Below are 20,364 nucleotides of genomic sequence, written 5' to 3' on the forward strand. Positions count from 1 at the left end.
GATTATATGCAAGAATATATCTTTTATCTTCCCTATTTTAAATCAGCGGGGAAGACCGTAGCAGTTACAAATGAAAATGGAGAAAATGTCGGACAGCTTAAGAGAGTGCATAAAAATATGTGGACTAAAAGTATTGATTTTTTAACTCGTGATGGACTTCCAGTTTTAGATTCTATTTCTTGGTTTCCTATCTTTTCCTGCGGCTTAAAGGTACATGTACAAGTTCAATGGGAAGGAAGAACGGTGTTTATTAATCACATGAAAAAACACCGGTGGGTGATAAAAGAAAATGGAAAAACAGTGGGGGATCTATTAGGTAAAGGAATAATCAAAAACGAAGGAGCACAAGAAATTAGATGGGGAAATAACGTCTACATGTTAAGCAGTCATGAAGCCGTAGAGGAAGCGTGTATTTTTAATGGAAAAAGAGAAAAAGTCGCAGAGTTTAAATCAGATCTTTTTCATTTTAAAGAAGGCAAACACTCAATAAGAGTAACAGAAGAACTGCCCGTACCCATTTTTATCGCTTCTTACTATATAACTACTTTTATTATGCCATACATATAATCAGGCGCAGAATGATTCTGCGCCTGATTTTTATATCATAATTTTACAAATATCGTTTGTGAATTCCACGGGATCACTAATAGATAAGCCTTCAATTAGAAGAGCTTGGTTATATAATAAATTTGTATAAAGGTCTAATTTCCCTTTATCATTTTCAAATGCATCTTTTAAAGAAGCGAATACATCATGATTTACGTTAATTTCTAACACTTTTTCTGCTTTTACATGCTGATTGTCAGGCATAGCACTTAAAATTTTCTCCATTTCAATCGTTACTTCACCATCAGCTGATAAGCAAACGGGGTGTGTTTTTAAACGTTTAGACGCGCGCACATCTCCTACTTTTCCCGCCAAAGCTTTTTTCATATAGTCAAATAGCTCTTTATTTTCTTTTTCCTCAGACTCATTGAGCTGTTCTTCTTCTGCTTCAATCCCTAAGTCACTACTTGAAACAGACTTAAATTCTTTTTCTTTGTACGTCATTAACATTTTAATCGCAAATTCATCGATATCTTCTGTAAAATACAGAATTTCGTACCCTTTATCTGCAACTAATTCTGCTTGAGGAAGCTTTTCAATGCGGTTGTACGATTCGCCTGATGCATAATAGATATACTTTTGATCCTCAGGCATGCGTGATACATACTCGTCTAGTGTTACGAGCTTTTTCTCTGTAGAAGAATAGAATAAAAGCAGGTCTTTTAATACATCTTTGTTGCTGCCAAAGTCACTGTAAACGCCGTATTTTAGCTGACGGCCAAATGATTCATAAAACTTCTCGTACTTTTCACGTTCGTTTTTAAGCAAACTTTTTAATTCATTTTTGATTTTCTTGCCGATGTTTTTGGCAATCAGCTGAAGCTGGCGATCTTGCTGTAAGATTTCACGCGAAATATTAAGAGATAAATCTTCAGAATCTACCATACCTTTCACGAAGCTAAAGTAGTCTGGAAGAAGATCTGCGCATTTATTCATAATTAATACGCCGTTTGAATACAGTTCAAGTCCTTTTTCAAATTCTTTTGAGTAGTAATCAAACGGACTATTTTCTGGAATAAATAAAATAGCATTGTAGCGAATCGTTCCATCTACATTAATGTGAAGGTGAGTGAGCGGTTTATCAAACCCGTAGCGCTTTTCTGAATAAAATTGCTCATAGTCTTCTGAAGTCAATTCATTTTTATTTTTCTTCCAGATCGGTACCATACTGTTGATAACTTGCTCTTCTGTATAATCTTCTAGCTCGTTATCAGAACCTTCTTTAGGACGTTTTTCCGTTATGTCCATTTTAATCGGGTAGCGGATAAAGTCTGAATACTTTTTAATGATCTCTTTTAAACGATACTCTTCTAGATACTCATCATATGTTTCATCTTCTGTATTTTCTTTGATTTTTAAAATGATTTGAGTTCCAACCGTTTCTTTTTCGCAAGGTTCGATTGTATAACCATCAGCACCAGTAGATTCCCATTTATAGGCTTCATTGCTGCCTAACGCTTTACTAATCACCGTTACGACATCTGCCACCATAAACGCTGCGTAAAACCCAACGCCGAATTGGCCGATAATCGTGTGTCCGTCCTTTGTTTCATTTTCATTTTTAAACGCAAGGGAACCGCTTCGCGCAATTGTGCCCAAGCTACTTTCAAGCTCTTCTTGCGTCATGCCAATCCCAGTATCCGTAATGGTTAAGGTACGGTTAGTTTTATCTGGTATTACTTTTATGTAATAGCTTTCTTTGTTAAAACGCAAGGAGTCGTCTGTTAAGGCTTTGTAATAAATTTTATCGATTGCATCGCTTGAATTTGATAGAAGTTCTCTCAAAAATACTTCTTTTTGAGAATAGATGGAATTAATCATCATCTCTAATAATCGCTTTGATTCGGCTTTGAATTCTTTTTTTGACATAAGAAGTTCTCCTTTCAATAGGGCTTATAAAATAATTAGCACTTGAGTGGATAGAGTGCTAATCACTCTTTTTATTTAACATGTATTAGGATATTTGTCAATATATTAGGAGATTCACTAAAGAGATTAAAAATTAGACTGAAAAAAGCAAACTTTTAAAAAAAGGTTGAACGTTCTGAAAGAGTTTGCTAGAATATACTTAATTTCAAAGACTATATGTGACTGGCGAAACGCGGATAACCGTGAGGAAGCATATAGTGACGTAGCCGTTCGCCTGGGCAGAGGTAAGGGATTAATACATATCTCTTACCTCTTTCTGTTTAGGGGGAGAGGATATAGAAGTTATCAGACATGTAGGCTAAAAAACCAGACTTTTAAAAAAATTAAAAATGAAGTTCCTTTATCCAAAGGTAAAAACATGTAAAACTACGATGATAATCAGAGGAGAGTACAAAATGAGCACATTAACATTAGAAAAAGTACAAACAATCAAAACATTAAACAACATTGCACAAAAAGGTCTAAATGTTTTTAATCAAGAAGGTTATCAAATTGACAACGACAGCGAAAATCCAGATGCGATTGTCGTGCGTAGCTTTAACATGCACAGCATGGCATTTGACCAAAATTTAAAAGCTATTGCACGAGCTGGAGCAGGGGTTAATAATATACCGGTGGACGCTTGCACAGAGCAAGGTATCGTTGTATTTAATACGCCAGGAGCTAATGCAAACGCAGTAAAAGAAATGGTTTTAACTACAATTATGGCTTCTTCTCGTAACTTATTTGCTGGAGTTGAATGGACAAAAGGATTAGACGGCCAAGGTGATCAAATTCCTAAGTTAGTTGAAGCAGGTAAAAAACAGTTTGTTGGAAAAGAAATCAAAGGTAAAACATTAGGCGTTATTGGTTTAGGTGCAATTGGTGCTCTTGTAGCAAACGACGCGCTTGATTTAGATATGGACGTAATTGGTTTTGATCCATTCATTTCTGTTAATACAGCTTGGAATTTGTCTCGCAACGTACAGCGTGCAATGTCTCTAGAAGAACTATTTGCAGCATCTGACTATATTACGGTTCACGTTCCATTAACGGACGACACAAAAGGTGTTTTCAATAAAGAAACGTTTAGCATCATGAAACCTGATGTTCATATTTTGAACTTCTCACGCGGTGAGCTTGTAAACGAAGAAGATATGAAAGCTGCTCTTGAAAGTGGAAAAGTTGGTCGATATATTACAGATTTCCCAAATCAAAATGTCTTGAACATGAAAAATGTTGTGCCAATTCCTCATTTAGGGGCATCAACTCAAGAATCAGAAGAAAACTGTGCGGTAATGGCAGCACGTCAAGTGAAAAATTTCTTAGAAACAGGAAACGTTAAAAATTCAGTGAACTTCCCGAATGCATCTCTACCTTACACTGGGAAAAAACGCGTAGCTGCTTTCCATCACAACGTACCGAATATGGTAGGACAGCTTACGCAAGTATTCTCAAACTACAATTTAAACATCGCAGATATGGTGAACAGAAGCCGCGGTGAATATGCATATACAATGATCGATATTGACAATCAAGTAAGTGACGAGATTGTGCCTGAGCTAGAAGAAAAAATTGGTCAAATTGAAGGAATCATTACAAGTCGTATTATCTAATTTGGTTACCATCATATTTTAGTGTTTCAGCCCTAACTTTTCTAAGTTAGGGCTGTTTTTACATGGTATTTATCCTCATATCATTTCCTTCAGTCCCATAGCATATAGAAATATCTTTAAAGAGGTGAACGTTTTGTCAGAAGAAATGATAGGAATTTTGATAGGGTCGCTCATCGCGCTGGCAGGAACATTCATTACGTCTGTCGTAGCTATAGCGATGTCGAAAGAGCAATACAAGCAAGAGCTTCGCAAAGCATTTATCCAAAAGAAAGTTGATGCCTATACCCATGTGTGTCAAGTTATTCTAGCTATAAAAAATGATTTACTGACAATAACCGTTTCTTCAGCCGGCTTAAACTGGACGGCTCAATCTATTAACAAACTAGCAGATGTGTGTATTACGGAAGGACTATGGATCGATGAAGAAGACAGCAAAAAGTTGGAGGTTCTGCAAAAGCAGCTTTCAAAGTTTGTATTGGATGAAATAGAACTGTCTAGACATGATATCCTCACAACCTGTTATGAAATTATTGAGTATTGTGAAAAAAAGGTAAGGATTCTTCATTTTATGACTACAAAAGAATAGGTGATTACTACTTTAAGAAGGGGTAGTAGACGGATTAAAAAAGCATCGCAATATAAAGTCAAAAAAACAATCCGTTTATACACCAGCAGTCGACGAGGGCATTAGTAAGGAAAGGGCCAAGGAGAAATTTTTTGTAAAAACGATAGAAAAAGATAGGCTCAGTACCGGGTCTATCTTTTTGCGTTTATATAAAGATTAAATATATTTATATATGCATGTGTCCAAGCATTTACAGAAAAAACTCCTAAAATATAGTCCAGAAAGGAGACGATTGTATGTCAAATTACGAGTCGAGCAAACCGTATATTAAATCCGTTAATATACCTAATCCTTTATATCAATCGTTAAAAGGAGACTATTTTGTTGGACAAACTGAGCCTATTCGTTTTGGTGGAAATAGAAACGCTTCGGGCGGATTAGTGAACCCTTCCGGCTCCGGAGTAGATTTATTTGTGAATGCTTTTACTATCACTAACTATTCAAACGAACCTTTTACTGCTGAAATTTGGTTTAATTCTATCCCCCCTGGAAAAGGAACAACTTCAGATAATGTGAGTCCAGCAAATACTACAATACGTTCAAAGCCAAAAGGGAAAATTAAATTTGCAGAAATGGTAAAAGGCGTTCCTGCTAAAGGGGTAAACGTATTTAACCGTGTTGTTCCGCCGAAAAGTACATTAGTAAGTGATGAAGACGGCAAATTTATCTTTCCAAACAACGGTTCATACGTTATTTTCTTAGTTTCTCCAGGAAATAAAGAAATTGAAGCTGAAATTGCATATGGATGGTTCGAGAAAAAACGTAAGAAGGACTGTTAACTGAATAGGTCTTAGCGATTGTATGAGAAGTGTATGAGCTATTTCATATTTAATACAGTTCTTAACAAACGGTAAGTGTTTATGAAAAGAACTTTACAGTAGCATCCAAAGTTCTTTTTTATAGCTTGCGTTTTTTCGTTTGATTGTAGATATAACTAAAGAAAAACAAGCAAACGTATAATTCCGATTACGCAAGCGATTTGAACGGCATTTAAAGAAGTTGAGGACTCAAGAAGCAAAGCGATAATACATAAGTAGAATGAAGTAACTTTTTTGTCCAGGATATAAGCATGCTTAACATCTCACGTTCATGTCTACATTCACATTATCTTAAGTTTCAATTCATACTGGCTTCATATAAATGAATCATACTGAATGTATTAATGAAAGATACGAGGTGAAACAATGTTAAACAAGCTTTTTAGACTATTTACACAAGAAACCGAGATATCTAAAGATAAAGAAGGAGATCTCCAAGAAGAGAACGATTTTAACGAAGTTTGTGATGATTATTTCATTATAGATGAGTATTAGAAACCCTATAAAACGCTGCAAAATTTCAAGGATTGATTGAGTATATCTGTACAACCAGTAATCGTACAAGGATCGTAAAGGTATACTTTTATGGCCGATTAATATTGATAAATTGCTTTTTACATGAAACAATGCGAAAAAGATGGGCACCCTAAAAGCAAAAGGAGGGGATAGAATGAGCAAAGAACCAAACGATGAAACAAGTGAAGGGCTGAATCAGCTTTTTGAAATCATCAATGCAAAAGGCGACGAGGGCGAACTTAGAGAAATTGTAAGCAGGAGCAGTGAAAAGAATAATTATAAAAATCATGAGGATCAATCGTAAAAAGAAAATAAAAAACCTCTTCATGAAAATCATGAAGAGGTCAGATGAAATAGTATTACACCCATTCCATCCGGCAGAGTTTTAAAGTGTTTTAAACTCTTGATGCGACTGGTTTTATGGAACTGATGGGATTCGAACCCACGACCCCTTGTCTGCCAGACAAGTATTCTCCCACTGAACTACAGTCCCGCTTATGTAGAGTCTTTATTGCCTGTTGACTCTACTATATTTTAATACGTATGACGCACGTTCGCAATAGTTATTTTCAGTGTTTTCTAATTTCTTCATATGAATATTAACTTCTAAAAAAATCATTTACTTCTTGTTTGTACGTATTAAAAAAACTTGGAATTTGGCTTGGTTCCAATCCTTTTTCAGCGTATTTGCTGATGGACTCGTAGTACCATTTCTGTTTTTCGAATCCTCTTTTAAAACTATTCCAAATCGTATCTCCTTGCTGATCGTAGCTTTCTTTTAAAGACCGTAAATTGTCTAATTTATCTGCTACAATTAAAGATTTCACTTCAAGAGAACCAGTTTTCACAATTTGAATTGTATGCTGTTTACGTTCTTCCCAGCTTTTTGATTTGTTTTCTGTATGAGCTTCAACAATCCCTGCTACCTCTAAACCAAATCTTTGTACAATTTCTTCGAGTGTTACACTTGTATCTTCTACAGCATCATGCAGATAAGCTGCTGCAATTACTTCTTCACTAAAACCTGCTTTTTCTAAAATATTACCTACGTTAATAGGATGAACAATATAAGGTGTATCGGAAAGCTTGCGCATTTGGCCGGTATGAGCGTGTTCTGCATACCTACGTGCTTCTTTTATTAAAGACATCATATTCCTCCATTTTTTATACAGTATATCTTCATATTATTAGTATAAACGAATATAGCTCTTCTAACGTTATGAAATTGCACAAATTCATTTCTTATAATAAGGTAAGGCTACCAAAAGCCCTTCTTATTGTACGGTTTTTTATAAAGCCTAATATCTATTTAATAGGCCTGTATCAGTTGCCATTTCCTCTTTTATTCATAGTTTGTATGAAGGAGTGATAACAATGCAAAACCGTAATAATCAAAATATTAAGGTCATTGATGTTTCTCATCACAACGGAACAATTAATTGGGCAAAAGTGGCGTCGGATGGGGTAAAAGGCGCGTATATTAAATTAACAGAAGGTACAACCTTCTTAGATAAAAAATCATATGATAATTATATAGGAGCAAAAAATGCAGGTCTACGTGTAGGCTTTTATCACTTTGCTCATGCTGATAATGATCCTATTGCAGAAGTTAATTTCTTTTTAAATAAATTAGGCAGCATGAAGGTTGATTTGCCTCATTGCTTAGATTTGGAAGAAAATAAAGGAAAAACAAAAGCGCAGGTCACAGCCTTTGCAGTTAGATGGATGGAATATATTGAAAGGAAAACAAGCATTACGCCTATTCTTTACACCGGGTATAGTTTTATTAAATCCAATTTTACAAGCGCCGTGGCAAGATATCCGCTATGGATAGCTCGTTACAGTGGAAGTAACCGTTCCAAGGGATTTACTAATCCAGGTGATACGGCCATTTGGGATAGATGGTCTATGTTTCAATATACAGATCAAGGAAAAGTAAACGGGATTAAAGGCAATGTTGATATCAATGAAATGGATCTGGATTTCTTTAATAGTATTAACACAGGGGTGACGATGGTGGAAAATAATCAGCCATCAGCACAATTGCAGCAAGGTGATAGCGGACTAGCTGTAAAAGAACTGCAGCAAAACTTAACTAAATTAGGATTTGAGCTTTCCCAGCAAGGAACCGATGCCCAATACGGAAATGAAACCGTTGCAGCTGTTAAAGCTTTTCAAGAAAAGTATGGATTAACGTCAACTGGAAAAGCTGATGAGAAAACATTAGCTAAAATGATGGAATTGCTTAAAGGTGTAAGCAATCCTATAGAAGAAGCATTACCTAAGGTTACTTCACTGGGAGATAAATATTCTTTCCAAGTAAAAGCGAAGAAGGATATTGGGGTTTACAAGTATGCCAATGTAACAAAAAATTTTAGAACTATAAAAAAAGATACGGTATTTAGCGTATATGGCTATACGTATGCAGCATGGGCTGTTCCGGGTGGATTTGTGCAAATGAAAGACGTAGAACCTATCCCAGTTACAATTAAAACAGGTGGATTAAGTAAAGACATGGAAACGGAGTTCCGTGCTTTCTTAAAGAATGAAGGAATTGACAGTGAATTAAATGTACATGCAATAGGTAATCCGTCAGCCGAACTCACAGTAGCTGGACTTGATTTCGTAAAAGTTAAGCAGTTTTTAGATAAAAAAGGTTGGTACTACAAGCAATAAAACCCTGCTCCGAAGAGCGGGGTTTTGGTTTGGGATTTTATAAAATAAGAATAGCAAACATCAATTAAGTAATTAAAATATGTTCTAAATAACAAAGTAGGTGGTAACAAAAAAGGTTCTATGTATAGTTCACCTCTAACAGTCATATTTTTAGTCAACAGTTCATGGAGGGTGAATGAATATGAAAAATACGCAGATTCGAATTGAAACACTGTCCTATCACTACGAAAACATTATGGTGAACGATGAAGTAGAGCGTGCGATAAAAAGTATTGAAGTGACGTATCGAGCATATAAACATAACCACGTTTTAAACGGACACGTAGTACTTTCAGGAGAAGAGATTTACGATCTTCAGCAGCTGACTCACGCAGTGGCTGGGAAAATAAAAGCAGAATTAGAAACTACATAAAAAAGCGCCTTTCTTTAAATTTCAAACATTAAAGAAAGGCGCTTTTTTATATTAATTATTAATTAAACTGCAAAAAGAAGAAATTAAAGTATGTTCTAAATAAAATATATAAATAAAAAACATAGCATTTAAGAGAATTCCCTAAGCCCTACGCATTACCTTTGCATTGTGAACTTTCTCTCTTTTACTATGTGTAAGCAACACGCCGCATAACGTAATGATGCTTCCAACAATGGAAGCTGCACTCGGGATATCTTTTAAAAGCAGCCACGCTAAGAAAAAGGACAGCGCAGGAGTTAAGTAAAGAGAGATGGCAGCCTCAGCAGAACCTATACGCGATGTCAGATAAGCGAGTACCATATAGGGAATAACGGTTGGAAATAATCCTAAATATATCACGCTTATTGCTGATCTGACAGAGATATACGCAAGTTCCGTTTCTAACCCAGGTAAAAAAACAAGCATAGAAATTGCAGCTCCCCAAATACTGTACGTCACAAAAGAAAGGAAACCATATTTTTTTAATAAATTTTTTTGACATACTATATAGACGCTTTCTGCAAGGGCAGCTAGCAGAACCAGTAAGATTCCATTAACTGAGTGTACAAAATTCTCTTTGCTGAAGGTTAAAAGTACAATACCCGCAAAGCTTACTGCAGATCCAATCCATTTTCTTTTTCCGAACTCCTCCTGAAAAAGAAAAATAGCTAAAAGCGAAGAAAAAATAGGAGTAGTCGAGATCAGTAAACTCGCAATACCCGCACTTACCGTTTTTTCTCCAATGTTTAAGGCCGTGTGATAGACGGCAAAACCTAAAAAACCGAGAGCTAAAAGAAGTGGAATATCTTTTATGTCAGGCAAGGGCATGCGTGTGGCTATTGCAATAACTAACAGCACTACAGAAGCAATACTTAACCGAACAAAAGCGAGGTGCTGAGGAGAAAACGATTCCAGCCCTATTTGAATAACTGGAAATGCTGAAGCCCATAAGCTAATCATCAGTATATGTAAGAACACCAGACTAAACGTTAATTTCATACCTATTCATCTCCATTTTTCATTTTGAATCCAACCAGTATCTATTGTGGTTCCCATGTTAATAAACATTTGATAAAATGTCTTCAACCAGTTTGAAAGCAATTAACCCAACCACTTTAAAAACAGGAGTACGTGTATGAATCAAGAGAACAGTTCGAGTTATCCAAAATACAAGCAAATCATTGATTTTATGAAAGAGAAAATTGCGCGTGGAGAATGGCCGATTGGAAGTAAAATTCCTAGTCAGCGAAAGCTTGCTGCTATGTTTGATGTTAACCGAAGTACGGTCATCACCGCATTAGAGGAATTAACAGCGGACGGTTTAATTGAAGGTAAGATGGGAAAGGGAACCATCGTTATAAATAATACGTGGACACTTTTGGCTACAACTCCGCCCGATTGGGATGTTCATGTGAAATCAGGCATGCATCATCCGAGTCAAGCAATGGTACAAGATATTAATGAATCCGAATTTAACTCAAACCTTATTCAATTAAGCAAAGGAGAGCTTTCACCTGACATATTTCCTAAAAACAAAATGAAATACGCCGTAGAAAAAGTAGCAGAAAATATGGAGGTTCTAGGATACGAAGAACCAAAGGGGTATTTTCCTTTACGAAAAGAATTAAGTGCATATATGAAAACAATAGGGATTGAATCTTCTCCAGATTCTATTTTAATTGTTTCCGGCGCTCTTCAAGCTCTTCAGCTTATTTCAATTGGACTGCTGCAAAGAAACTCTTCGGTTTTGCTCGAAAAACCTTCTTATCTATATTCCTTACATGTATTTCAATCAGCCGGAATGAAACTCAAAGGCCTTGCTATGGATGAGGAAGGAATAAAAGTAACAGCTATAAAACGCGCCGACCCTCAAGAAGGGCAAGCTATTTTATATACAAATCCATGTTTCCATAACCCAACGGGAACATTAATGTCACAAAATAGGCGTTACGATTTGTTGAAAGAATGTGAGGAACATCAGCTTCCTATTATTGAAGATGATTTATACCGCGAATTATGGCTAGATAAACAGCCTCCGCTGCCATTAAAAGCTTTAGATAAAAATGGACACGTGTTATATGTTAGCAGTCTTTCTAAAACACTAAGCCCGGGATTACGGATCGGATGGATAGTCGGCCCAGAACCAGTCATTGAGCGTTTGGCGGATATTAAAATGCAAACAGATTATGGATCTAGCTCATTATCTCAAAGAGTAGCAGCAGAATGGTTTAAAAATGGCTTATATCAACAGCATATGGAAACTGTACGAACGGAATTGCGAACAAGAAGAAAAGTGATGCTGAATGCTTTGGAAACATACGCAGGAGATATAGCAACATGGACGAATCCTGAAGGAGGCTTTTTTATATGGGTGCATATTCAACCTTCTATTTCAATGAAATCTTTATACTCTCGTGCTTTAAAAAGAGGGATATTGCTTAACTCTGGAAGTATTTATGCACAAGAAACCGGCAGTTATCTTCGGCTTTCTTACGCCTATGCCTCTTTACCAGATATCGATAGAAGCATTGAAATTCTTGCTGAACTGATTCGGGAATTGCAAGTATAGTAAAAAAAGGAATAGTGGATTACCCACTATTCCTTTTTATTTGTATCAAACTATTCTTCTTATAAAAAACATCAAGTAACAACTGACTATATATTACCATCTATAAATACGTGTTATTTTTTATGGAAAAAATAAGTTAATAAAACTTTTAATTGACTTTCTGTACGTTTTACATGTAAATCGTGAATGGTTTTAACTACGTAATCATTATCAAACATTTCCAACACCTCAATTATTGTTAAGTTTCCTGTTTGTTATAGTTTATGAAATCAGCAGACGCATATCATCGGCCATCAGCTGTAACTTTACGGTTTATCTTTTACAACTAAAGGCTGAAACGTACGCTCATGATTGAACGCACGAATAACAGGATATGCAAAAAAATGAAAAGTGTGCACGTTTTGTTTTAAAAAAGCTATATCTTTAAAAAAAGAAAATTGTCACACACATTTATGAATATGTATCTACTAAGTAAGAAGACTTTTTTAGTTGGTGGGATTGAAGGTGAAAAAGATGGATGAATTATTTAAAGATCTTGATCTGTACAGAACGCAAGAAGAAATGAAACAGTATTTTGAACATACGCAGCAAATGATTCATCAAAACAAAGAGTATATAAAATTAGCTCGACTCAAAAAAGGGCGTTTCAAAAAGTTTTTTGAAGAGTTTTATCCGCTTTATTGTTTCAGCCAATCTTCTTATTGTCCGAGGAATTCAAAATTGAAGCTTATTATTGGAAGTCAAGGATACGACGGATTAATTCTTCAGCCGGATGGTACTGAAAAACGAATTGAAATTACTTCTTATAAAGATGGGAAACTGGAATTTGAAGATGCACAGAGGGTCAATTCAGGAAATTTTGCTCTACCCCGTATCCAGACGGAAGGTTCTGTGGAAGAGTATATAGAAAAAGTGCTAGAAAACATCCAAAAAAAGAGCAAAAAAGATTACAGTGGAGCATCCATTCTATTTGTTGTACACACGTTTCATTATTTTGAAGCCTATGGAAAAAGTTCAGCTGCCTTTATTCGTACCTTAAAAAAAGAAATGAAGAATACTGATTTTCGAGCGGATGAAATTTATTTATTAGAATTAAATCAGCCAGAAAGTGAAAGTATTAAGCAAAACATTCATTTCATTAAATAAGAAGACACGCTGTAGATTTTGAGGCGTGTCTTCTTTTCTGATAATAGAAGTTAATGCAGGTGGATAATTTTGAAAATTACAACAATTAAGTGCTATAATTCAAGTATGAATATGCATTCAGAGGAGGAAAACCAATGGATTTAGCTTATAGAGAGAAAGCGTACGAATATGCTAAAAGATTCGAATCTAGCTATGACGATTATGATGAACGCTATAAGGTGCACAATAATCCGACGGTGTGGCGATTTATGCCGCTGTCTGATTTTCAAGATTTACTAGAAACCAATGCGCTTTTTTTCGCGAAACCTGATGCATTTTCAGACCCTCTTGAAGGATGCTCTTCAATGTGGAACATAGAAGAGTTAAGAAAAAAAGGCGAACGTCATAACCGTACCTCTAGAACCTATATAAGAAAAATCCATGAATTTTCTGCTGTTTCATCCTGGCATATCAATGACTACGAAGCCGCTGGAATGTGGGATCTATATTTAAAGGGGAATGATGGCGTAGCTATTAAAACCACCTATGAAAATTTATTGTGCAGTATTAAAGATTTGCGCTATAAAATCTTCTCTGGCAAAGTGCAGTACATAGACTTCCAAAAAGAAATGATCAGTCACTCTGTATATGACACGTTATTTTACAAGCGCAAATCCTATCAGCATGAAAATGAATTGAGGCTTGTTATTGTGGCAAGTCGTATACACGCTTGGAAGCTGCAAAAGCTATTCGAAATTCAAGGTATTTCCGCAAATCAATGGCAAAAACGAATGGATATCCTTGAAAAAAGATCGTATGAGTTTTCTCATGAGCATGGCAACCTCCTTACATGTAATTTACATCAGCTTATCAATGATATTTACGTATCGCCAAGAAGCGCTCAAAGCTGTGTAGATGAGGTAAAAGCTCTTACTAAGAAACACGGTCTCGCTTATAAAAAGGTTATTCAGTCTGACTTGTATAAGGACTATATTTACTAAATGCTAGCGAAGTACACAAAGGCTTAATCAAAAATGATTAAGCTTTTCGTGTTACACGTTTTATATTTCCATACATTTCCTCATATAAAATAAAACAAACCTCCAAAGCCTATGTATACATATTAGATAAATCAGGAGTACAGTATGGTTAAAAAAATGCTGTTTATTTTAGTATGCGGGCTTTGTTTGTGTTTGTTTTTTCAATGGGACGTAAAAAAAGGCTATAACGCTTATGTTCGCGTACATCCGCTTATCGAAACGCCTGTTTACCAAGGCGAGATAGCGCTGTATGCACAAGGAAGTAGTTTATATCCTGCTTTATTTGAGGACATTAAAAAAGCAAAAAAGTACGTGTACATTCAATTTTTTATTATTCGAGCGGACAACATTAGCATGAAGCTATTTAAGCTATTGAAAGAGAAAGCAGCTGAAGGGGTAAAGGTTAAACTTTCTGTAGATCGTTTTGGAGGAAACGATCTCTCCCGAACACTCATAGATGATCTTAAGAAAAATGGAGTTGAGTTTACTTTTAGCCGAAAAGCAAGCAGGCAGCACTTTTTCTATAGCATTAATCATCGAAATCACCGAAAGTTTGTCGTAATAGATGGCCAAGAAGCTTATCTCGGAGGTTTTAATATAGGAGAAGAATACTTAGGGAAGCATAAAAAATTGGGCTATTGGCGTGATTACCACTTGCGAATCAAAGGAGAAGGTATTTTTGAAATTGAAAAGCAATTTTTGAAAGATTGGGAAGAAGACACGGGACAACATATATCTCCTCAGCGAGTTCCTATCGCTCGCTCTAACGGAGCAAACTATCAGCTACTGTTTTCAACTGGAGAAGAACTTGAGCAAAAGATGATTGATCTAATCAACCGTGCCAAAGTAAAGCTTACCATTGCTACCCCTTATTTTATTCCAAGTGAACATTTAATGAATGCACTTATTTCAGCAAAAGAAAAAGGCGTTTTAATTGATATTATACTTCCAGACAATACCGATGCGTGGTTCACTAAACCGCCTAGTTACCCTAAAACAGAGAAACTATTAAACCAAGGTATTCGAATTTTCTTATATAAAAAGGGATTTTTTCACGGAAAAGTAATGGTCATCGATCATACGATTGCCAATATTAGCACAGCCAACTGGGATCCCAGAAGTTTTTATTTAAATGATGAAGCGAGCTGTCTTATTTATGATCGCGAGATGATTGCACACATAGAACGAGAAATTAATGAAGATAAAACAAACAGTCGCAGATTAACCAAAACAGTAATAGATGAAATCCCTAAATGGGAACGTTCTCTTAAAAAAACACCGGAATGGATTTATTATTATTTTTGAAAAAATACCCAAATCAAGTTTTAATTATTTTTCCCCGGGTACACATTCTATGTAAGGCCAATACAAGAAAGGAGAGACTGTACAAATGCATTGTTCTACAGCGACTTCAAGAAACGTATTGAGCACCTTAGAAGGAAGATTTGCTTTAATTACAAAAGGAACATTGGTAAACAATCGTTATACTAAGTGCTAGGCTGTCTAATTCAGACAGAATACTCGACTATTCTATTCAAACATAACATTCAGTATAAAAAAGAAGATGCGTGCTAAGCGCATCTTCTTTTTTGTTGACTCTATTTTCTCTCTCTTTTGTACTTCGTCTTATTTTTACGCATAAAATAATAAAAAGGAGGGGGCTATGCTGTTTGATTATGAACGGGAGTTAACGATTGACCGAAAAGATGCTACTCAAAAGACTGCAGCGACTAATGCTGAGACTTATAAAAAAATAGACTGGGAACAAGTGAAATCAGAACAAAATCTTGCGGATGACCAAGCCCTTGTACGCGTACCTTTTCCGCTGATTTTTAAAAAAAATCAGCTGTATCCTGTATGGGATTTAAGAAAGTACGCTTTTTTATTTGAACAATCTACACCTGCTACTGTCCACGCTAAACTGTGGGAACAAGGAAAATTAAATGTACAAGCCGGTTTATATCAAGTAACTGAAAACATCTTTCAGGTAAGAGGCTTTGATATGGCTAATATTACATTTGTTAAAGGGAAAACGGGGTGGATTGTTATTGATTGCTTAACATCCAAAGAAACGGCAGAAAAAGCGCTTGAACTAGTAAACCAGCAGTGCGGTAAGCGTCCTGTTAGAGCTGTTATCTTCTCTCATTCGCATATAGATCATTACGGCGGAGTTCTAGGGATATTACCTGACTCAACACAAAATAAAACTAGTAAAGTTTATGCTCCTGCTGGATTTATGGATGCGGTTATTGATGAAAACGTCACGGCGGCAACAGCAATGACACGAAGAAGTCAATACATGTACGGTATTCGACTGCGACGCGATGAAAAAGGCCTAATTGACAACGGCATCGGAAAAGAAATTTCATTTGGAACAATCACGCTTATTAAAGGAATAGAAGAAATTCATCCTTCCGAACATCATTCTTATGTAAGTAAGAAAATTGACGGCGCCTCATTTCAGTTTCAGCTTACGCCAGGGACGGAGGCGCCTGCTGAAATGAACATCTATATTCCTAGTGAAAAGGCTCTTTGTATTGCAGAAAACTGTACGGCCACTCAGCACAACCTCTATACCCTTAGAGGAGCAAAAGTAAGAGACGCAGCAGCGTGGGCAAGGTACTTGCAGCAAGCAATCGATTTATTTGGCCAAGAACTAACAACTGTATTTGGGGTACATAATTGGCCAAGGTTCGGAAACGAGTCGTGTATTACCTATATCGAAAATCAACGAGATGTTTATCAATATATTCATGACCAAACATTAAGGCTGGTGAATCAAGGTTATACCATCGACCACGTCGGCCGAATGATGAAGCTACCGGAAACCCTATCTCACGAGTGGTATACAAACGGCTTTTATGGAACGGTTAACCATAACGCAAAAGCGGTTTATCAGCGCTATATGGGCTGGTATAACAGCAATCCTGTAGATTTAAATAAACTGTTTCCTGAAGAGTCAGCTAAGAAATATGTAGAGTATATGGGCGGAGCGGACAACATTGTCCAAAAAGCACAGCGCTGTTTTCAACAAGGCGACTATCAATGGGTAGCTGAAGTGACCAAACAAGTTATTTACGCTGATCCTCACCATGTGAAGGCAAAACTTTTATGCGCAGACGCGCTTGAACAATTAGGGTATATAGCTGAATCTGGTCCTTGGCGAAATGAATATTTAACAGGAGCCAAAGAACTTCGTTTAGGTAATATACCGCTGCCAGTCAACATTATTACAAAAGAAGTATGGGATACACTTCCTTTGAAAAATATTTTAGAACTATTTAGCATTCGCGTAGATGGATTAAAGGCGGGCGCATGTAACTATCGTATATTGTTTGTGATACCCGATCGTAATGAAGTAGCTCTCACAGAACTTAAGCATGGAATCTTTAGGTATCTTGGAGATACGCGAAAGAAAGCTGAGGTGACGGTAACGATGTGGCAAGATACCTTATACCGGCTAACAACTACAAATGATCACTCTTATAGCTCGGTCATATTTGTTCAAGGAGATAAATCAAAATGGGATTTCTTTTTGTCTTGTCAGGATTCTATTGATCCAAACTTTAATATTGTGACACCTGTTTCTAAAAAATAGAGTACCTGATTACAACTCAGAAAGCACATCGTTGACTTTTTGTTCAAAACAGCTGTCGCATGTGAAGATTTCTTTTTCTTGAAAAGATGTTAGCCTTTCTCCACAGATGGAACAGCATTCTATATAGTGATTGTTTCGCTCTTGTTCTTTTCTTTCATGTAACATAGCACTTTCCTCCTTTTCAGTATAAATAGTTTGTCTTATTTCTTTAAGTATATACTAATATCAGCCTATGCAGGGAATATAAGGCGTGCTAATGCAGATTATTTATAAAATAAAAGCGTTGTAAAACCGCTGAAATTGGCACAGGAATTGCATATTAAATCATTGAGAAATTTCAATGATTAATATGGGGTGAACAGAATGTCCATTACAAAAACAGCTAGTGAATTAAAAAAAGAACAGCAGCAAGAACAGGAATCACTTAATTTATTTTTATCTACTCAAACCGTTATTCAAGAAGCGCTTCAAAAACTAGGGTATGGTGAAGAAATGTATCATTTGTTGAAAGAACCGCTGCGCATGATGACGGTTCGTATTCCAGTTAAAATGGATAACGGATCGGTAAAAGTATTTACAGGCTACCGCTCTCAGCATAATGATGCTGTCGGGCCTACTAAAGGAGGCGTACGCTTTCATCCTGAAGTAAATGAAGAAGAAGTGAAGGCATTATCCATTTGGATGAGTTTAAAATGCGGGATTGTCGACCTTCCGTACGGCGGAGGTAAAGGCGGAATTGTATGTGACCCAAGAAACATGTCGTTTGGTGAACTAGAGCGACTCAGCCGCGGCTATGTAAGAGCCATCAGTCAAATAGTTGGGCCTACTAAAGATATTCCTGCACCGGATGTCTATACAAATTCTCAAATCATGGCGTGGATGATGGACGAATATAGCCGACTGCGTGAGTTCGATTCTCCTGGTTTTATTACCGGAAAACCTATCGTACTCGGAGGATCTCAAGGACGCGAAACTGCAACGGCTAAAGGAGTAACCATTTGTATAGAAGAAGCTGTTAAAAAGAAAAACCTTAACTTGCAAGAAGCACGGATTATTATTCAAGGCTTCGGAAATGCCGGCAGTTTTCTTGCTAAGTTCATGCATGACGCAGGAGCAAAAGTAATTGGCATTTCAGACGCGTACGGAGCTCTTTATGATCCGCTTGGTCTTGATATTGATTACCTGCTTGATCGACGCGACAGTTTTGGTACCGTAACGAATTTATTTACAAATGTGATAACAAACGAAGAACTATTAGAAAAAGAATGTGATATTTTAGTACCCGCAGCCATTTCGAATCAAATTACGGTTCGTAACGCTCATCACATTAAAGCCTCTATTGTAGTCGAAGCGGCGAACGGACCGACTACGCTTGAAGCCACGCACATTTTAGATGAAAAAGGCGTGCTTTTAGTGCCAGATATTTTAGCAAGTGCTGGAGGCGTAACGGTTTCATACTTCGAATGGGTGCAAAATAATCAAGGCTACTACTGGTCTGAAGAGGAAGTAGCTTACAAATTACGCAAGGTAATGGTGGATTCATTTGAAACGATCTATCAAATCGCTCAAGAAAATGACGTAGACATGAGACTCGCTGCTTACATGGCAGGAATCAAAAAATCAGCTGAAGCTTCTCGCTTCCGCGGCTGGGTATAAGATAAAAAAAAACGATTTGGATTACATATTCCAAATCGTTTTTTATTTGCCGGAACTGCCAAATAATTAAAAGAAAAACTGCTAAAAAAACAAACACGCTTAAAAAATTGGCATATTTATTTATCGCAACCCGAATGATGGCAAAACAATTGACAGTGAGAATGATTTTCAATTATTCTATATATAAGATATATACATACCTATACTAATAAATTGAATGTAGAAAAGGAGACAGAAAGCATGAGCGTATTAGATATTATTAAAGCCAGAAGAACGATTGGGGCTATGCAAGACAAAGACGTATCAGAAGATGCTATCAACCTTATGTTAGAAGCAGGCACTTGGGCTCCTAACCATAAAAAGACAGAGCCTTGGAAATTCCGAGTGTTTACAGGGGATTCACGCGTTCGTTTAGGAGACGAAATGGAACGTATTATGAAGCAAAAAACTGCTCACTTAAGTGAAGAAGAAGCGTTGAAAAAAACAACAAAAGCAAAAAAAGGACCGCTTCGCGCTCCTGTCATTATTGCTGTAGCAGTAAGTCCTTCAGGAAAAGTGCCTGAAATTGAAGAAATCTCTGCCGTAGCGGCAAGCATACAAAATATGCTATTAGTAGCGGAAGAACAAGGTTTGGCTACAATTTGGAGAACAGGTGAAATTGTCTATCAGACAGAACTGAATGACTTTTTATCTCTAGAAGAAGACGACAAGCTCTTAGGCTTAATTTACGTCGGTCATCCTAATAAAGAAGCTTCATCAAAACGTATTCCGTATCAAGATAAAACAATTTGGTATCGTTAAAAGGTTATTTCTGTGTTTCTATAAATAAAAGGCAGCAGCTCATCAGTTGAGCTGCTGCCTTTTATTGTTTTTAAGAAGTGGCAGAAGGAAACTTAAAATGAACATCAAATGATTATTTTATAATAAAATCCATAATCTAAACATAGCCCCTGCCTAGACTTAGGTAGGGGCTATGTTTTATGGGGTGAAAAGGGGAGGCTGCTTTTTTTCTTCAACATTATAGTATAACTCCTTAATATATGGAACGGAATCATAGTCCAATTCTATCTCAATGTGTGCAGGTGAATAACCTCTCTCTAGAAATGAACTTATCGTCCTTCTCCTAACTTTTTCACCTTCTTAAAGTTCTTCTAGATAAC

The 20,364-nt window shown here is 36.4% G+C and carries 18 protein-coding genes, 1 tRNA gene and 1 riboswitch; of the genes, 14 read left to right on the forward strand and 5 right to left on the reverse strand.

What is annotated here, in order from left to right; all coding sequences use genetic code 11:
• Positions 1 to 6 precede the first annotated feature (6 nt).
• Complete coding sequence (locus tag LJY09_RS11940) at positions 7 to 567, forward strand: tubby C-terminal domain-like protein (protein WP_154972920.1); 561 nt, start codon at positions 7 to 9, stop codon at positions 565 to 567.
• 30 nt (positions 568 to 597) lie between these two features.
• Here the strand turns inward: LJY09_RS11940 and htpG are convergent, their stop codons facing one another.
• Positions 598 to 2,475, reverse strand: a complete 1,878-nt coding sequence (gene htpG, locus LJY09_RS11945) for a molecular chaperone HtpG (protein WP_098112628.1) — start codon at positions 2,473 to 2,475, stop codon at positions 598 to 600.
• A gap of 208 nt (positions 2,476 to 2,683) precedes the next feature.
• A riboswitch (ZMP/ZTP riboswitch) is annotated at positions 2,684 to 2,762 on the forward strand.
• 168 nt (positions 2,763 to 2,930) lie between these two features.
• On the opposite strand from htpG, the gene LJY09_RS11950 reads away from it, so the two are divergent.
• The 4 genes from LJY09_RS11950 to LJY09_RS11965 all read left to right on the forward strand — a co-directional run bounded on the left by LJY09_RS11950 (position 2,931) and on the right by LJY09_RS11965 (position 6,393).
• A complete protein-coding gene (locus tag LJY09_RS11950; RefSeq protein ID WP_013057119.1) occupies positions 2,931 to 4,130 on the forward strand; it encodes a phosphoglycerate dehydrogenase in 1,200 nt (399 codons plus the stop codon).
• Positions 4,131 to 4,254: 124 nt separating this feature from the next.
• Entirely contained in the window at positions 4,255 to 4,716 is a 462-nt protein-coding gene (locus LJY09_RS11955) for a hypothetical protein (RefSeq protein ID WP_228307755.1), read from the forward strand.
• 275 nt (positions 4,717 to 4,991) lie between these two features.
• A complete protein-coding gene (locus LJY09_RS11960) occupies positions 4,992 to 5,534 on the forward strand; it encodes a DUF6143 family protein (protein WP_098112630.1) in 543 nt (180 codons plus the stop codon).
• A 709-nt stretch (positions 5,535 to 6,243) separates the two neighbouring features.
• Positions 6,244 to 6,393, forward strand: coding sequence for a hypothetical protein (locus LJY09_RS11965; protein WP_167387320.1), 150 nt, complete (start codon positions 6,244 to 6,246; stop codon positions 6,391 to 6,393).
• Between the two features lie 117 nt (positions 6,394 to 6,510).
• On the opposite strand, the gene LJY09_RS11970 is transcribed toward LJY09_RS11965, so the two are convergent.
• Together LJY09_RS11970 and LJY09_RS11975 are read right to left on the reverse strand one after the other, a co-directional pair.
• A tRNA-Ala gene (locus LJY09_RS11970) sits at positions 6,511 to 6,582 on the reverse strand.
• 106 nt (positions 6,583 to 6,688) lie between these two features.
• Complete coding sequence (locus tag LJY09_RS11975) at positions 6,689 to 7,237, reverse strand: HD domain-containing protein (protein WP_098112631.1); 549 nt, start codon at positions 7,235 to 7,237, stop codon at positions 6,689 to 6,691.
• A gap of 226 nt (positions 7,238 to 7,463) precedes the next feature.
• On the opposite strand from LJY09_RS11975, the gene LJY09_RS11980 reads away from it, so the two are divergent.
• Positions 7,464 to 8,765 (forward strand): GH25 family lysozyme, encoded by a 1,302-nt coding sequence (locus LJY09_RS11980; protein WP_154972921.1) that lies wholly within the window; start codon positions 7,464 to 7,466, stop codon positions 8,763 to 8,765.
• Positions 8,766 to 8,946: 181 nt separating this feature from the next.
• Positions 8,947 to 9,177 carry a hypothetical protein gene (locus tag LJY09_RS11985; RefSeq protein ID WP_228307756.1) on the forward strand — a complete coding sequence of 77 codons (231 nt, stop codon included), beginning with the start codon at positions 8,947 to 8,949 and terminating at the stop codon, positions 9,175 to 9,177.
• 141 nt (positions 9,178 to 9,318) lie between these two features.
• Here the strand turns inward: LJY09_RS11985 and LJY09_RS11990 are convergent, their stop codons facing one another.
• Positions 9,319 to 10,215 (reverse strand): DMT family transporter, encoded by an 897-nt coding sequence (locus LJY09_RS11990; RefSeq protein WP_098112633.1) that lies wholly within the window; start codon positions 10,213 to 10,215, stop codon positions 9,319 to 9,321.
• A gap of 136 nt (positions 10,216 to 10,351) precedes the next feature.
• Here LJY09_RS11990 and LJY09_RS11995 point away from each other — a divergent pair, with 136 nt between their 5' ends.
• The 5 genes from LJY09_RS11995 (at position 10,352) to LJY09_RS12015 (ending at position 17,548) form a co-directional block, all read left to right on the forward strand.
• Positions 10,352 to 11,785 carry a MocR-like pyridoxine biosynthesis transcription factor PdxR gene (locus LJY09_RS11995; protein WP_047750930.1) on the forward strand — a complete coding sequence of 478 codons (1,434 nt, stop codon included), beginning with the start codon at positions 10,352 to 10,354 and terminating at the stop codon, positions 11,783 to 11,785.
• A 513-nt stretch (positions 11,786 to 12,298) separates the two neighbouring features.
• Positions 12,299 to 12,931, forward strand: a complete 633-nt coding sequence (locus LJY09_RS12000) for a hypothetical protein (RefSeq protein ID WP_098112634.1) — start codon at positions 12,299 to 12,301, stop codon at positions 12,929 to 12,931.
• A gap of 134 nt (positions 12,932 to 13,065) precedes the next feature.
• On the forward strand, positions 13,066 to 13,911 hold the full coding sequence (locus tag LJY09_RS12005) for a DUF2971 domain-containing protein (protein ID WP_033579026.1): 846 nt from the start codon (positions 13,066 to 13,068) through the stop codon (positions 13,909 to 13,911).
• A 144-nt stretch (positions 13,912 to 14,055) separates the two neighbouring features.
• Positions 14,056 to 15,255, forward strand: a complete 1,200-nt coding sequence (locus LJY09_RS12010) for a phospholipase D-like domain-containing protein (RefSeq protein ID WP_098112635.1) — start codon at positions 14,056 to 14,058, stop codon at positions 15,253 to 15,255.
• A gap of 358 nt (positions 15,256 to 15,613) precedes the next feature.
• Positions 15,614 to 17,548 carry an alkyl/aryl-sulfatase gene (locus tag LJY09_RS12015; protein ID WP_154972922.1) on the forward strand — a complete coding sequence of 645 codons (1,935 nt, stop codon included), beginning with the start codon at positions 15,614 to 15,616 and terminating at the stop codon, positions 17,546 to 17,548.
• Positions 17,549 to 17,557: 9 nt separating this feature from the next.
• On the opposite strand, the gene LJY09_RS12020 is transcribed toward LJY09_RS12015, so the two are convergent.
• A complete protein-coding gene (locus LJY09_RS12020; RefSeq protein ID WP_162871471.1) occupies positions 17,558 to 17,713 on the reverse strand; it encodes a hypothetical protein in 156 nt (51 codons plus the stop codon).
• A gap of 198 nt (positions 17,714 to 17,911) precedes the next feature.
• Between LJY09_RS12020 and LJY09_RS12025 the strand changes: the two genes are divergently transcribed.
• Positions 17,912 to 19,204, forward strand: a complete 1,293-nt coding sequence (locus LJY09_RS12025; RefSeq protein ID WP_028413292.1) for a Glu/Leu/Phe/Val family dehydrogenase — start codon at positions 17,912 to 17,914, stop codon at positions 19,202 to 19,204.
• 240 nt (positions 19,205 to 19,444) lie between these two features.
• Positions 19,445 to 20,005: a nitroreductase family protein gene (locus LJY09_RS12030; protein WP_028413291.1), complete on the forward strand. Its 561-nt coding sequence runs from the start codon at positions 19,445 to 19,447 to the stop codon at positions 20,003 to 20,005.
• The last annotated feature ends 359 nt before the right edge of the window (positions 20,006 to 20,364 follow it).

The sequence above is a fragment of the Priestia sp. J2 genome (genome assembly GCF_020790095.1).
In the GTDB taxonomy this organism is placed as follows: Bacteria; Bacillota; Bacilli; order Bacillales; family Bacillaceae_H; genus Priestia; species Priestia zanthoxyli.

Excerpts from the sequence above, each read along its gene's own strand:
- LJY09_RS12030 (WP_028413291.1), top strand. The coding sequence starts at position 19,445 with ATGAGCGTATTAGATATTATTAAAGCCAGAAGAACGATTGGGGCTATG.
- LJY09_RS11980 (WP_154972921.1), top strand. The coding sequence starts at position 7,464 with ATGCAAAACCGTAATAATCAAAATATTAAGGTCATTGATGTTTCTCAT.
- LJY09_RS11975 (WP_098112631.1), bottom strand. The coding sequence starts at position 7,237 with ATGTCTTTAATAAAAGAAGCACGTAGGTATGCAGAACACGCTCATACC.
- LJY09_RS11985 (WP_228307756.1), top strand. The coding sequence starts at position 8,947 with ATGAAAAATACGCAGATTCGAATTGAAACACTGTCCTATCACTACGAA.
- LJY09_RS12015 (WP_154972922.1), top strand. The coding sequence starts at position 15,614 with ATGCTGTTTGATTATGAACGGGAGTTAACGATTGACCGAAAAGATGCT.
- LJY09_RS11995 (WP_047750930.1), top strand. The coding sequence starts at position 10,352 with ATGAATCAAGAGAACAGTTCGAGTTATCCAAAATACAAGCAAATCATT.
- LJY09_RS11960 (WP_098112630.1), top strand. The coding sequence starts at position 4,992 with ATGTCAAATTACGAGTCGAGCAAACCGTATATTAAATCCGTTAATATA.
- LJY09_RS12020 (WP_162871471.1), bottom strand. The coding sequence starts at position 17,713 with ATGTTACATGAAAGAAAAGAACAAGAGCGAAACAATCACTATATAGAA.
- LJY09_RS12025 (WP_028413292.1), top strand. The coding sequence starts at position 17,912 with ATGTCCATTACAAAAACAGCTAGTGAATTAAAAAAAGAACAGCAGCAA.
- LJY09_RS12005 (WP_033579026.1), top strand. The coding sequence starts at position 13,066 with ATGGATTTAGCTTATAGAGAGAAAGCGTACGAATATGCTAAAAGATTC.
- LJY09_RS12000 (WP_098112634.1), top strand. The coding sequence starts at position 12,299 with ATGGATGAATTATTTAAAGATCTTGATCTGTACAGAACGCAAGAAGAA.
- LJY09_RS11940 (WP_154972920.1), top strand. The coding sequence starts at position 7 with ATGCAAGAATATATCTTTTATCTTCCCTATTTTAAATCAGCGGGGAAG.
- LJY09_RS11965 (WP_167387320.1), top strand. The coding sequence starts at position 6,244 with ATGAGCAAAGAACCAAACGATGAAACAAGTGAAGGGCTGAATCAGCTT.
- LJY09_RS11950 (WP_013057119.1), top strand. The coding sequence starts at position 2,931 with ATGAGCACATTAACATTAGAAAAAGTACAAACAATCAAAACATTAAAC.
- htpG (WP_098112628.1), bottom strand. The coding sequence starts at position 2,475 with ATGTCAAAAAAAGAATTCAAAGCCGAATCAAAGCGATTATTAGAGATG.
- LJY09_RS11990 (WP_098112633.1), bottom strand. The coding sequence starts at position 10,215 with ATGAAATTAACGTTTAGTCTGGTGTTCTTACATATACTGATGATTAGC.
- LJY09_RS12010 (WP_098112635.1), top strand. The coding sequence starts at position 14,056 with ATGGTTAAAAAAATGCTGTTTATTTTAGTATGCGGGCTTTGTTTGTGT.